This is a genomic window from Methanococcoides vulcani (assembly GCF_900111645.1).
Classification (GTDB): Archaea; Halobacteriota; Methanosarcinia; order Methanosarcinales; family Methanosarcinaceae; genus Methanococcoides; species Methanococcoides vulcani.
Genome location: NZ_FOHQ01000004.1, coordinates 1 through 12846 on the forward strand (window position 1 = coordinate 1; position 12846 = coordinate 12846).

Sequence of the window (12846 nt, forward strand, 5' to 3'; positions counted from 1 at the left end):
TGCCAAGGTGGCGGAGCGGCTACGCAATCGCCTGCAGAGCGATTCCATTCCGGTTCGAATCCGGACCTTGGCTTTCATCCATTAATATGAGTTAGAGTACGGCGGCCATAGCGGCAGGGCAACTCCTGTTCCCATTCCGAACACAGAAGATAAGCCTGCCCACGTTGCTTACTGTACTGAGGTACGAGAGTCCTCGGGAAATCTGCGTCGCTGCTGTGCTCACTCTATTACCCTTTTTCTTTAACTGATCTTAACTCACTAGCTTTGACTTTGCTGTTCTGATATGTTTCTATTCATGATCACTTTTACAGATTCGAATTGTTATACCAATCTGATTAACTTCTGTTTCGTCGAACTGATCTCTGCAACCTGCGCTACATCTTCTTACTGATTATTGAACCAGTGGAGAATAGAAATAATTGAAAGATCTGAATACAAATACAATATTCCAATTCATCGTTAATAGTCTGACTGTAATTTCAATACTTTTCAAAGTATTTAAGCTGAAGATGTATTCTTCTGAGAATTGATTTCCATTATCGACTTACAAACGATATTTTTGGGAAATGAAATAGAAAATAGCTTAAAATAACTGATGAACCCATTGTTCTCACAATGAGTCCGCCATTGGTTGTAACACCTTTTTACCAATCATATTTTTAAGATACTCGGTTTTCAGGTTGTTGAGTTGATCCGTTTTTCACAGAATTAAATTTATGTTGCCAATACTTCGTACTCCTTAGGGACAGTATATACATTGGCAAAATCAAATTCAGCCTGTGAAGCTGTTTCTCCTGTTACCTGGTGGTTGGTCATATCTTTCAGACCATACAAGCTTTGTCTTGCGTCTTTGAAGTAGAATCTTTCCTGCAGGAAATCCTCATCCTTCAGTCTGCCCAATGCATATCGGATGGTACGGGGAGGAAGATAACTTTGTTCGGCGATTTCTTTCTGTGTAAGAAGACCACCGTATTCAAGTACCTTGTAGACAAGTTTTGCAGAAGGTGGCAACCCTTCAATTGTCTTTCTCAGGTGTTTGTCCTTTGGCTCTTCGATGCTTTTCTTTATCTGTACGTTTTTCTCGTGATTGTCAACAAAAGCGATCCCTCATTTTCATTACTCCTTTGTATAGGTTAAATCTTAGTCGTATCCATAGTTTGATATGGCACGTTACAACTTCACTATCGTGAAGTCACAATTGTGAATACAATTCTCTACTATATAAATATATCGGCAAAACACATCAATTGGATAAAATATGCAGAATGTTTTGTGTTGCTAGTCTTACATTGGATTGATGAAGAATACGTCTTTATTTGCCTGTATCTTAGCTCTTATATCTTTACAGGTAGAGCTATTTTCATTCCAATATTAAAGACCAAAGGTGAAAATATGACTGAAGATTCGATCGAATTAGATCTCAGGGGGGAGATTTGTCCCTTTACTTTCGTAAAAACAAAATTGCAATTAGAGGAGCTGGAAAGTGGTGAACATCTCACAGTTATCTTTGATTATGCATCTGCGATATCAAATGTTCCTAAAAGTGTGAAGAATGAAGGTCATACCATTCTTGGTATCGACAAAGAAGAAAATAACATCTGGAAAGTCCATATTAAAAAAGCCTGATCTCTCGGTCAAGTCTCTTTTTTCATCATCTTTTTCATTTAAAAATAGACAAAAGTAGATCCCCTATAGATTATAGGGTAATCACTTTTACTAAAGATTCACTGTATCGTCTTGCGCTTGAATTTAGCAACACGATCCAGCATTACCTCTATTCCATTGTTGACAAGTGCGTTGAACTTTTCAGGTTTCATGGCTGCACGTCTGATGGGTTCGTGGAGGTCGATCAGTAGTATTACATCAACCCAGTTATCCCTGAGACGATAGTTCATCGGGTCTTCGAACAGGCAGGATGCCACATCTTCTGAAACCTTTGCTGCATCCGTATCTTTAAATTTAACAGGGACATGCAGGGTTACTGATGAGCTCTTTCCGCTTTCGTCCTTTGGAATGTATAGCCTCACTATCTCATTCCCGAAACGTCCGATGAAATGATCCGTACCTTTCGTGAAACCGAGTGCGAGGATAGCATCCACCAACCGTGCCGGCAGGTCGTCCATAAGACAGCCACAAAGCGCTTTTGTGATACTCTCTTCCTTCAATGATTCTGTGAGCTCAACAAAGGCCTCCATAGGGAATCCGAATACTATTTCATCGTTCCTGTAATCGCTGAACATACGTGCTCCGGCACACAAAAGTGAGAGGTTCACCTTGTTTTCCATTATTGGAATGGTAGTACATTCTCCACAGACCGCGAATTCCCCTTTGAATTTGGCATTTACCATATCTCCTTTCACTTTAGACAACGTTGCTGCCACACGCATGAGCTTGCTGGCGGTTCCGACAACCACCACCACATCAGGTTCGAATTCACATTTGTCAAGTGGTGTAACGGTCATTGTTCTGGTATCCGCGGGTTTCACCCTTGGATACACATCCCCGTAAGCAGGTTCGGTGAACCCGAGTGCAAGTTCTGCGCTTGCACAGGACATATCGTCAGCCGAACAGGTATAGGACGTACCAAACGCTGCAGCTTTTCTGACTATCTCACAATAACGCATAGGATGCGGGATATTAGGATCATCATCGCTGTTGAATTTCACAGCAACCGGTGTAAGTGGCAACTCGAAGAATTGCCTGAACTGCTTTGTTAGTTCCGTGTATTTCATGCTTCATCCTCCACCGGTATCTCATATTTCCTTGCAATCTCAATGAAAGCGTTGGCGACATACTCTACCTGCTTTCTGCTGAGTCCGAATGTATTTAATTTGAAACTCTTGCTCATACCAGGCTGTATTCCGATTATCTTTCGTTTTTTCAGTTCGTGGTACAGAAAATAACCTCGTTTCTTGGTCTTGGCAGCAGCCTCAAAGAGCGGCAGGGATTCAAATGCCACAAGTGTATGTTCTGTCGGCTTGACACCCATCTGGTGAAATCCTTCGATACGCTCGAGCTGTGTGGCAAGGTATCTTGCATTCTCTACCTGCTCATCCCAGTGCTTCACACGTTCCACAACGCTCGGGAATGATGCCATCAGTGACATTACCGGAACTCCGAAGACAGGTGAACATCCAAACAGAGCAACCTCCTTTTTAGTGAAACCGCGTCCGCTCCAGTCACCTCTGATGGTTGACTTATCGAATACCTGCTGGTTCCACTCGAAGGTGGTTGCGAGTATTCCCATTGGGGCGGATGCCGCCCAGCTTTTGTGCCCGGAAGCACACAGGAAGTCCACACCAAGTTTTTTCCCGTCAACAGGCATTACTCCCGAGGAGTACGCTGTGTTCAGCAGGAACGGAACGTCGTATTCTTTACAGATCTTACCCACGGATGCAGCATCTGCCACATTACCATAACGATAATCAACATGTGTCAGCAGTGCCAGTGCCGGAAGTGAGCCGGTATTGCGTTCAACTTCCTCGAACTTTTCCGCGTATCCGTCAGGATCTATCGTAAATTCAGGGTAGCCACTATGTGGTACTTCAACGACTTTCAACTGGTTTGCCTCTGCTGCAAGATATGATGTATAATGTGCCAGTGAATCCAGTACAATGGTCTCACCGGGTTCGGTAACCATATGCATAACCGCCCATTTTGCATGCCGGCAGCCGGCTGTATACCTCACGTCATCCATATTCAGGAATTCGGCAATATCTGCTGTAAGGTTTCTTACGGGTGGGTTCTGGACAAGATCTACCCTTGATTCGAAACAGAAGTCACAAACTGAATAACCATCCGCAAATTCAAGCGCTGCTTTTCTGGCTTCAGCGGTAAGCACTCCTCCACGCTGGATAGGGTTCAGGTTAATGTATGTGCTTTCAACACCCCTGTTCAAATTTTTATAAATATCAAGATTCAGTTAGGAATTCCCCCTGAATTCGGTTGGTCTAATACAATTCTTCTTAGTCAAAGGAACTCTTCAAGTTCCTCTCGTATCTCGTCCTTTTCCACTCGTCCGATAAGCACGACCTCTCCATTAATAGTGATAGTAGGCACTTCTTCTATCCCGAGTTGCTTTGCTCTCTCAGTACCTTCAAGGCTTGTTACGTTAATTTCCTTGAACATAACACCTTTAGGAAGAACGTCTATTATCTGGTTCCTTACATAATGACAGTTCATGCAAATATCGGAATAATATAGTTCTATTAATGTCATCGATTGCTTATTGGCCGCCATATAAATAACAAATGGCATCATGACAATTATTGCCTCCCCCATTACCTTATTAATATCTTGCATATATAAGATATTCTATGGATGCCACAACAATTAACAGGACAAAGTCGGCGATCGATGCTCTTATCGAAGTACAGCAGCTATGGATCGATAATGTCCCTGAGTACGATCTTTCAGACAGGGAGCTTGTACTATTGAAAAAACGCCTCAATCGTGCAAAAGATAATATCCAGAAGATCTATGACGATAATGAAGAAATTATGAACAGGGCTGAAGAATTACTTAAAAAAGAAAATCCCAGATGAACCTGTCGCTTATATTGCGACACATCGATCCGGAATATAATTATCTATTTTTTTGTTCAGGAAACAAGCCTGATAGCAGTATATGCTATCAGACCTGCTATCAGTGGTGACGTGACCCACATAACTACAATGCGTTTTACTGTTTTACTCTTCATCGTATCCATGCCTTTATTAGCACATCCAATGCCGATAATGGCTGCCGGTACTACCTGGCCGAGTGCCACAGGTATGCCCTGAAGGGAAGCACCGTGCACAATGATCGCAGCGATCGCTTCAATGAAGATCGCACGGATCGTACAGATCTCTGCTATTTCCGTTCCGACCGTCTGGAGGATACGACCTCCTATCACTATCGCTCCAATGCCAAGTGTAAGACCTCCGATAACGGCTCCCGTTGTCTGGTCTATAAATCCTGCTCCTACAAGAGGACCAACGGCATTGGCAGCATTATTTGCACCTGCTGAATAGGCGACATAACAACCGGTTACTGTCAGAAGCTTTGCAATAGTGCTTCTTATCTGTGCTTCAGATTCATGTTCTACAAGCCACACGACAAGTCTGGGGTGAAGGTACTTCCCGGAAAGATAAGCAAGAACGAATGCAAGCACCGGGGTAGCTATCCACCATCCGACTATCTGTGAAAGCAGTTGAATATCGAGTATCCCGTAGAATACACCAATTCCTACAATGGCTCCTACTGCTGACTGGCTTGCTGATATCGGAACCTTTAGTATGTTCCCGATGAAAAGACTGATAGCAGCTGCACTTGTTGCAATGATCGCTGCGGTAAGGGTTATTGTATTACCTGGAATTATTCCCTCCCCGAGCGTCCTGATCACATCCTCACCGCTCAGTACAGCGCCAAGCAGGGAAAAAATGGCTATTAATATTACTGCCTGTTTTTTAGTACGGGCCCTTGCACCATATGCTGCTCCCATAGCTGCTGCTGCATTGTTCCCGCCAATGTTGATCCCCATGAAGACCGCAGACGCAATCGCAGCCAGTGCTATGATCATCTATTAATAACCCCCTTTTAGATAGTCCCGTTTAATTTTATATATCTCGACTTACTTAGCTTTATTTACAAGTTTAATTTGGAGTAAATATATAGCAAATGAAAGGTAACTTGTTATATAGCAGTGGGGAATGTGGCTAAAATTACCACTAAAAAGAGTGCAACTTTTGCCTTTTTATATACCTATATATTTCAATCTGCGGAAGTTAGGGTGATAATACATGGGTACAAAGACGATCAACTATGACAGACTCAAACAAGGCGGTTTTCTTCGCCAGAGGCAAAAAGAGGATATTTTCTCAATGCGGCTTCGTGTTGTTGGTGGTCAGCTAACCTCTGATCAGCTTCGGGCACTTGCCGACGCTTCTGAGAAGTATGGCAAGGGTGAGGTCCACATAACTGCACGACAGGGACTTGAAATATCATACGTTCCGCTTGAGGATTCAGAGGATCTTCTTGACGAACTTGAGAAAAGAGATGTTCATCAGGGTACCTGTGGTCCGAGAGTTCGTGGCGTAGTTGCATGTCAGGGGAATCTCATCTGTCCGCGTGGGCTGATCGATGCAGAGGATATTGCAAAAAGAATCGATGAGAAGTACTTTGCCATGGAACTTCCCGGCAAGTTCAAATTTGCAGTTACGGGCTGTCCGTCATCATGTATGAAACCACAGGAGAACGATCTTGGTGTAATGGGGGGGCTTGAGCCAAAATGGGTAGAGGAAGAATGTACCTATTGTGGTCTCTGTCAAACAGTGTGTCCCGTGGATGCGATCAAGGTCGAGGCTGGAGCTCTGTATTATGATAGGGACAAATGCAACCTGTGTGGTCAGTGTCTCCTGATGTGTCCAACGGACGCATGGATCAAATCAAGAGAAGGGTATACGATCTACGTTGGTGGCAAGGTTGGGAAGCATCCAAGGCTTGGTGTCAGACTGACCGAGCTTGTAGACGAGGATACTCTGTTCAGAATTATTGAGAGATCAGTGGAGTTCTTCAAAAGGGAAGCAACTTCAGGAGAGCGCTTTGGCGATACTATCCAACGTGTAGGCTTTGAAGAGTTCAAGGCCTTTGTGCTGGAATGAATCGAGGTTCCGGATTAACAGTGTATAGCTGTTATCTGGACCTTATTTCGTTTGAGCTTTGATAATTATAATTTCAACAAATATTTGATCAAAATGATCGGGAAATGGAACTATGCCAGAACCAAATCCGGAATTAATAAAAGAAATAGAACAGTTAGCTGAAGGCTACAAAGACAGTTCGCCCCAGGAAATTCTTGAATATGCTTTGAAGAGGTTTGACAATGGTATCTCTATTGCATTCAGTGGTGCTGAGGATGTCATCCTTATCGATATGGCATCCAAGATCAAAGCAGATGTAAGTGTTTTCTGCCTTGATACCGGCCGTCTGCATCCTGAAACATACAAATTTATCGATGTGGTCCGGGACAAATACAACATCCCACTGGAGATCTTCTTTGCAAACAGGGAAAAGACCGAAGAATTGGTTCTCAATAAAGGTATGTTCTCATTCTATAAGGATGGACACGAAGAATGTTGTGGTGCCAGGAAAGTTGATCCATTAAGGCGTTCCCTTAGCAAGAGAACGGCATGGATTACAGGTCAGCGTAAGGACCAGAGCCCTAACACACGTGCATCTATCCCTGTGATCGAAGTTGATTCAGCGTTCGGTGATGGTACACTTGTGAAGTTTAATCCTCTGGCAAACTGGACCTCTAAGCAGGTATGGGATTACATAAGGGAAAACGATGTCCCGTACAATGAACTCCATGAGAAGGGATATGTCAGTATTGGCTGTGAACCATGTACCAAGCCGGTTCTCCCAGGTCAGCATGAACGTGAAGGACGCTGGTGGTGGGAAGAAGCAACCAAGAAAGAATGTGGACTTCATTCAGGAAATGTTAAATCCCAAGTTTGACAGTCAAAATATTTATGAAAAAAAATTAGTGGAGGATCAAATATGGCCATTACGGAAGAATCTTATCGGCTTTCAAATTTAAAGACACTTGAAGCGGAAAGCATAGGCATTATCAGGGAAGTCGCTGCAGAATTTGACAATCCAGTGATGTTGTATTCGGTAGGCAAGGACTCGTCGGTGATGGCCCATCTTGCAATCAAGGCCTTTTACCCGAAAAAAGTACCTTTCCCTTTATTGCATGTTGATACCGGATACAAGTTTCCTGAAATGTACGCCTTCAGGGATTACTATACAAAGAAGCACAATCTTGACCTAAAGGTTCACAGAAACGAGGAAGCACTTAAGAAAGGGATAAATCCCCTTTCAGTGGGAACTGTCAAATGTTGTGCCGAGCTTAAAACAAAAGCACTCCTTGACGCATTAAAGGAAGGCGGCTATGATGCAGCGTTTGGAGGCGCCCGGAGAGACGAAGAGAAATCAAGGGCAAAGGAAAGAATTTATTCATTCCGCGACAAGCATGGCCAGTGGAATCCGAAGGACCAGAAACCTGAGCTGTGGAACCTCTTTAATTCAAAGATAGATCCCGGGGAATCCATAAGGGTATTCCCTCTTTCAAACTGGACCGAACTTGATATCTGGACATATATCTACCATGAAAATATTGAGATCGTTCCTCTTTACTTCGCAAAGAAAAGACCGGTTATTGAGAAACATAACCAGCTAATTCCGGTTTATACGGATGAACACGAGGAAGAAGTCAAGGAAGTTATGTGCCGCTTCAGGACACTGGGGTGCCATTACTGTACGGGTGCAGTACGGTCAGAGGCAGATACTTTACCGAAAATCATCGAGGAGATGATGGTTGCCCGCCATTCCGAGCGTATTACAAGAATAATCGATCACGATCAGGATAGCTCCATGGAGCAAAAGAAGAAGGAGGGATACTTTTGAAGGGTTCTGACTCTTTGGTTGAACAAAATCAGAATATTGATCTATTGAGGTTTGCCACTGCAGGAAGTGTGGATGATGGTAAATCAACCCTTATTGGGAGATTATTATACGATTCAAAATCAATATTCGAGGATCAACTGGATTTAATTAAGACATTCTCGAAAACCCATAGGAACCAGGATATTGATTATTCCCTGGTAACTGATGGCCTTAAATCAGAAAGGGAGCAGGGAATTACAATTGATGTTGCATACAGGTTTTTTTCGACTCCAAAAAGGCGCTTTATTATTACCGATACCCCCGGGCATGAGCAATATACAAGAAATATGGCTACAGGTGCATCAAATGCATCGCTTGCCCTGATTCTTATTGATGCCAGGAACGGAGTTGTGACACAGACAAAACGGCACTCATTTATCTCATCTCTTCTTGGTATCCGGAACTTTGTAGTTGCAGTCAATAAAATGGATCTTGTTGACTATTCAGAAGAAGTGTTTGAAAATATTGTAAGCGAGTATAATGCTTTTTCTGATAAGTTATCAGATGAATCAATTTATTATATACCCATAAGTGCCCTCAAAGGTGACAATGTCATCGAACGAAGCGTCAATATGCCCTGGTTCCAGGGATCGACACTGCTTGATTACCTGGAGAATGTAAATATATCCGGTGGTCGCAACCTGACTGATTTCCGGTTCCCTGTCCAGTATGTTAACTGGGGAGGCGATGATTTCAGGGGTTATTGTGGTACAATCTCTTCAGGTGTTATCCACAAAGGAGAGAAGGTAAGAGTTCTTCCTTCGGGAAAAACGAGTGAAATTTCAAGGATCGTCACGTATGACGGGGACCTCGATTATGCCTTTGCTCCTATGGCAGTAACCCTTTGCCTTGAGGATGACATTGACATAAGCCGCGGTGATATGATCGCGAAGGTTGATAATCTTCCTGTAATTGCCGGAAGTCTGGAGGCGAATGTAGTATGGATGGATAGCGCTCCCATGGAAATCGGGAAAGATTATTTAATCAAGCATACTACCAGCACGGTGAAAGGAAATTTTGCAGAAGTACTTCATGAGTTTGATCCTGAAGACATCAGCATGAAACCTTCGGAGTTTTTGAGCTTAAATGAAATCGGAAAAGTTAAGGTTGAATTAAAAACCCCGATATTTGCCGATATTTATTCTGAGAACAAGATCACAGGTTCATTTATTGTAATTGATCCCCACACCAATCAGACGGCTGCTGCCGGCATGATCTCGAAATACAATCAGGTATCTCCTGACAAAGCATGCAAAGCTGTAAAGGCGAAGGTTATTCGTTATCCGGGAGACAAAAAAGAAGAGGCACAGGCCAATTATGACCGCCTTTCCATGCAGGGTACGCATTGTATCTACGTGGATGATGATCTGCTACAGGAAACCCTTTGCAAGGGAATCCCGGTTGACAGTGAGCAATATTCCGACACAATTGAGGATTTGTGCAAGATTGTTACGAAATCAGGTGTGTCTGTGGTTTTGTGCTCTGATCATTTGAGCAGTTGAATTTATTGAGATGGGATACCTCTGCATTTGATAGATGGGTGCGGAGTTATTGCCTCTCTATTATGGGCACATTTCCTGTTGCTACACTGCTGAAGAGGTTATTACAGAGGTAGCTTTTTCTTTAACTTCTTTTTTATTAGAGCTTAAATTCGAAAAGAGCAACTTAATAATTAAAGCTAAAGAAGTAAAAAAAAGTAAAAAGTAAAAATGAATGAAAAAATACAGATTAAAGTCTTAATTCTTCAACAAAACGAAGGTTGAAGATATCTTTTTCCCCGAGTTTCTTTGAGATATATCCGAGTTCGTTCAGTACATCTACAAATCTCATGGTGGAGCTGATATATTTTTCTGATATGCCTGCTGAGTATTTTGGTGATACTTTATACATATCGTTCACAAAATCCGCATCAATGATCCCAATCGTCCCGGCAACAAGCCTTGATGCTTCTTCGGTATTTTGACGGATGAATTCACAGGCATTTTCATGAAATTCTATGAACTTCAAAAGAGTATCCGGTGAGTTTTCGATCATTTCACTGGTTGTAACTATTCCATAACTTGGATTATCAGGCCACAGTTTTTCAGGCGGGATCACTATTTTCGTATCACAATATCCCTTTGCCACGATAGCCAGGGATGGAGTTCCAACTGCGACTTTGATCTCCCCGTCTGCTATGGCTTCGGGGATCATGTCAGCCCAATCATAGTTGAGGACATAAATATCAGTCTCAAGACCTTCTTCTTTGATATAGTTCCTGATAATTACGTCATGGATAGAACCACCCGGAGGACAGGCTATTGAATATCCTTTGAATTGTTTTAAAAAAAGTGTCCGGTCATTTTTGCATTCTTCGAGTGTCATAAATTCAGGAGTAGCGATCATCACCGTCCCTTCAACATGACCGCCTGCAATACACTTGATCCGCAAACCGTGATCAATCCCTATCATTGCAGGAGGAAGCCCAATATATCCGATATCGAGCTCGTGGTTCTCGAATGCACGGATAATTGCAGGTCCTCCTCCAAAAAGTTTCCACTCAGGCTTTATGCCTGCTTTTTCAAGCCAGTTCGTCCCCATCAGTATGAATGAGGTATGATACATGGTCGAAAGGTGTCCTATCCTCAATTCCATCATAGATTCACCAATTTTAAGGAATTACAGGTCTTTTATTATGTATCTTAGTTCCAAAACCTGCTCTTCCCTATTTTTTAGTATCAGCCTCCGCTTACTGCCGGTAATATTGAAATTTCGTCAGCATCGGTTATTTCGGTTTCAAGACCTGAAAGATGCCTTATATCTTCCCCGTTGACATAAACATTGACGAACCTTCGCACCTGTCCGTCCTGAAACAGGCGCCTTTCAAACTCCTCGCCATATTCACTAGTAAGTCTATCAAAAAGGGTCTTTATTGTAGTATCGCCCAGATCGATGCTTGTTGACCTTGTTCTTGTTATGTTGTTCAATGCTGATGAAAATCTTATAGATACCATTTAACTTCACCTCTTGATGTATTAATTATTGTTTTCTGTTATATTGCTGAACTTCTTCGTGAATTCGGAATACGACGGATTGATCGACTCAGGCCTTTCAAGTGCCTCCGCAATAGTTTCCTGTGCCTTTAGACCATTACCGGTTACATATACAACTGTTCTTTCATCGGGGTGAATATGGCCGCTTTCGACAAGGATCTTAAGACCTGCAACCGTTGTCCCGCCGGCAGGTTCTGTGAAAATGCCTTCAGTTCTTGCAAGTAGGGATATGGCCTCAAGTATCTCCTCGTTCGTCACAGATGCAGCATAACCACCTGAATTCTGGATCGCCTGCTTTGCATAGTATCCATCAGCAGGATTTCCGATAGCAAGGCTGTGGGCGATTGTATCAAGTTCCCTTATCGGGATGACTTCCGTGTCGTTCTGGACAGCGGTCGATATAGGAGAACAACCGGTTGGCTGTGAACCCGATATCCTGATGTTACTGCCGGAGTCGATTAAACCTATCTTTTCAAGTTCACTGTAACCTCTGGTAAGGGCACAAAGCAGTGCTCCGCTTCCAAGTGGTGCAACGATGTGATCCGGAGCATTCCATCCGAGCTGTTCAGCAGTTTCAAAGGCAAGTGTCCTGGAACCTTCCGTATAATATGGCCTTATGTTTATGTTAACAAATGCCCAGTCGGGATTCTGGTCTGCAACTTCACTTGCAAGGCGATTTGCATCATCATAGGTACCGTCAACCGCGATGACGTTTGGATCGTATGTGAGCATCTGTGTTATCTTTCCAAGTTCGATCGAGGAAGGTATGAAAACGTATGCCGGAATTCCTGCTTTTGCGGCATGTGCTCCTACAGCGGATGCGAGATTTCCGGTGGAGGCACAGCCAATTGCTGTAGCACCGAGTTCGAGAGCTTTGCTGACCGCGACTGATGTTACCCTGTCCTTGAACGAATTTGTAGGATTGACAGAATCATCAAGAATGTATAATTCTTTAAGCCCCAGTTCCTTCCCAAGGTTCTTTGCATGATGCAACTTATTATAACCTGAACCAAGGTCAACATAATTCGTACCATCAACAGGAAGCAGGTCGGCATATCTCCATATAGACGGCGGTCCTCGGGCGATCTTCTCCTTACTTACCGTATTCTGTATTTCATCCCAATCGTAGTGCACTTCAAGCGGTCCGAAACATTCATAGCATGTATTCTGGATTCCACTTGGATATTCAGCACCACATTCTCTACATTTTAAACCAATTACTTTACTCATTTTATTAATCTCCTAACAATTCATGGGTATTAACTAATCGACATAATAACACGTCATATTATTACTGTTAGTTATGGGGCAATAATTGCCTATATTC

14 protein-coding genes, 1 tRNA gene and 1 rRNA gene are annotated in these 12846 nt (G+C 43.0%); 8 read left to right on the forward strand and 8 right to left on the reverse strand.

Going from position 1 to position 12846, the window contains the following annotated elements:
- Window position 1 precedes the first annotated feature (1 nt).
- Window positions 2-73, forward strand: a tRNA-Cys gene (locus BMX02_RS06735).
- Window positions 74-97: 24 nt separating this feature from the next.
- Window positions 98-219 (forward strand): 5S ribosomal RNA (gene rrf / locus BMX02_RS06740).
- A gap of 495 nt (window positions 220-714) precedes the next feature.
- Here the strand turns inward: rrf and BMX02_RS06745 are convergent.
- On the reverse strand, window positions 715-1011 hold the full coding sequence (locus BMX02_RS06745; protein WP_177165257.1) for a winged helix-turn-helix domain-containing protein: 297 nt from the start codon (window positions 1009-1011) through the stop codon (window positions 715-717).
- Window positions 1012-1392: 381 nt separating this feature from the next.
- On the opposite strand from BMX02_RS06745, the gene BMX02_RS06750 reads away from it, so the two are divergent.
- On the forward strand, window positions 1393-1626 hold the full coding sequence (locus BMX02_RS06750; RefSeq protein WP_091690142.1) for a sulfurtransferase TusA family protein: 234 nt from the start codon (window positions 1393-1395) through the stop codon (window positions 1624-1626).
- Between the two features lie 98 nt (window positions 1627-1724).
- On the opposite strand, the gene BMX02_RS06755 is transcribed toward BMX02_RS06750, so the two are convergent.
- Genes BMX02_RS06755 through BMX02_RS11865 form a run of 3 tightly spaced genes read right to left on the reverse strand, consistent with a single transcriptional unit; the run spans window position 1725 to window position 4281 of the window.
- Window positions 1725-2732, reverse strand: coding sequence for a DUF169 domain-containing protein (locus tag BMX02_RS06755; protein ID WP_091689938.1), 1008 nt, complete (start codon window positions 2730-2732; stop codon window positions 1725-1727).
- Entirely contained in the window at window positions 2729-3922 is a 1194-nt protein-coding gene (pscS, locus tag BMX02_RS06760; protein ID WP_091689939.1) for an O-phospho-L-seryl-tRNA:Cys-tRNA synthase, read from the reverse strand. The genes BMX02_RS06755 and pscS overlap by 4 nt, the downstream gene beginning before the upstream one ends.
- A gap of 47 nt (window positions 3923-3969) precedes the next feature.
- Entirely contained in the window at window positions 3970-4281 is a 312-nt protein-coding gene (locus BMX02_RS11865; protein ID WP_218138495.1) for a glutaredoxin family protein, read from the reverse strand.
- A 35-nt stretch (window positions 4282-4316) separates the two neighbouring features.
- Here BMX02_RS11865 and BMX02_RS06770 point away from each other — a divergent pair, with 35 nt between their 5' ends.
- Entirely contained in the window at window positions 4317-4544 is a 228-nt protein-coding gene (locus tag BMX02_RS06770) for a hypothetical protein (RefSeq protein ID WP_091689941.1), read from the forward strand.
- Window positions 4545-4600: 56 nt separating this feature from the next.
- On the opposite strand, the gene BMX02_RS06775 is transcribed toward BMX02_RS06770, so the two are convergent.
- Window positions 4601-5560, reverse strand: coding sequence for an inorganic phosphate transporter (locus tag BMX02_RS06775; protein WP_091689942.1), 960 nt, complete (start codon window positions 5558-5560; stop codon window positions 4601-4603).
- Window positions 5561-5780: 220 nt separating this feature from the next.
- Between BMX02_RS06775 and BMX02_RS06780 the strand changes: the two genes are divergently transcribed.
- The 4 genes from BMX02_RS06780 to cysN all read left to right on the forward strand — a co-directional run bounded on the left by BMX02_RS06780 (window position 5781) and on the right by cysN (window position 9989).
- On the forward strand, window positions 5781-6641 hold the full coding sequence (locus tag BMX02_RS06780) for a 4Fe-4S binding protein (RefSeq protein ID WP_091689943.1): 861 nt from the start codon (window positions 5781-5783) through the stop codon (window positions 6639-6641).
- 112 nt (window positions 6642-6753) lie between these two features.
- A complete protein-coding gene (locus tag BMX02_RS06785) occupies window positions 6754-7497 on the forward strand; it encodes a phosphoadenylyl-sulfate reductase (protein ID WP_091689944.1) in 744 nt (247 codons plus the stop codon).
- Window positions 7498-7539: 42 nt separating this feature from the next.
- Entirely contained in the window at window positions 7540-8448 is a 909-nt protein-coding gene (gene cysD / locus BMX02_RS06790) for a sulfate adenylyltransferase subunit CysD (RefSeq protein ID WP_091689945.1), read from the forward strand.
- Window positions 8445-9989: a sulfate adenylyltransferase subunit CysN gene (gene cysN, locus BMX02_RS06795; protein WP_210409160.1), complete on the forward strand. Its 1545-nt coding sequence runs from the start codon at window positions 8445-8447 to the stop codon at window positions 9987-9989. Before cysD ends, cysN begins: the two co-directional genes overlap by 4 nt.
- Window positions 9990-10215: 226 nt before the next feature.
- Here cysN and BMX02_RS06800 read toward each other — a convergent pair whose 3' ends face one another.
- The 3 genes from BMX02_RS06800 to thrC form a co-directional block, all read right to left on the reverse strand.
- A complete protein-coding gene (locus BMX02_RS06800; protein ID WP_091689947.1) occupies window positions 10216-11124 on the reverse strand; it encodes an ABC transporter substrate-binding protein in 909 nt (302 codons plus the stop codon).
- Window positions 11125-11204: 80 nt separating this feature from the next.
- A complete protein-coding gene (locus BMX02_RS06805) occupies window positions 11205-11480 on the reverse strand; it encodes a ubiquitin-like small modifier protein 1 (protein WP_091689948.1) in 276 nt (91 codons plus the stop codon).
- Between the two features lie 21 nt (window positions 11481-11501).
- Entirely contained in the window at window positions 11502-12749 is a 1248-nt protein-coding gene (gene thrC, locus BMX02_RS06810; RefSeq protein ID WP_091689949.1) for a threonine synthase, read from the reverse strand.
- Window positions 12750-12846: the final 97 nt, after the last annotated feature.

Bases quoted from the DNA above. Each gene is read 5' to 3' on its own strand.
- BMX02_RS11865 (WP_218138495.1), bottom strand. From the start codon at position 4,281: ATGGGGGAGGCAATAATTGTCATGATGCCATTTGTTATTTATATGGCG.
- BMX02_RS06770 (WP_091689941.1), top strand. From the start codon at position 4,317: ATGGATGCCACAACAATTAACAGGACAAAGTCGGCGATCGATGCTCTT.
- thrC (WP_091689949.1), bottom strand. From the start codon at position 12,749: ATGAGTAAAGTAATTGGTTTAAAATGTAGAGAATGTGGTGCTGAATAT.
- BMX02_RS06750 (WP_091690142.1), top strand. From the start codon at position 1,393: ATGACTGAAGATTCGATCGAATTAGATCTCAGGGGGGAGATTTGTCCC.
- cysD (WP_091689945.1), top strand. From the start codon at position 7,540: ATGGCCATTACGGAAGAATCTTATCGGCTTTCAAATTTAAAGACACTT.
- BMX02_RS06780 (WP_091689943.1), top strand. From the start codon at position 5,781: ATGGGTACAAAGACGATCAACTATGACAGACTCAAACAAGGCGGTTTT.
- BMX02_RS06800 (WP_091689947.1), bottom strand. From the start codon at position 11,124: ATGATGGAATTGAGGATAGGACACCTTTCGACCATGTATCATACCTCA.
- BMX02_RS06775 (WP_091689942.1), bottom strand. From the start codon at position 5,560: ATGATCATAGCACTGGCTGCGATTGCGTCTGCGGTCTTCATGGGGATC.
- BMX02_RS06755 (WP_091689938.1), bottom strand. From the start codon at position 2,732: ATGAAATACACGGAACTAACAAAGCAGTTCAGGCAATTCTTCGAGTTG.
- BMX02_RS06785 (WP_091689944.1), top strand. From the start codon at position 6,754: ATGCCAGAACCAAATCCGGAATTAATAAAAGAAATAGAACAGTTAGCT.
- BMX02_RS06805 (WP_091689948.1), bottom strand. From the start codon at position 11,480: ATGGTATCTATAAGATTTTCATCAGCATTGAACAACATAACAAGAACA.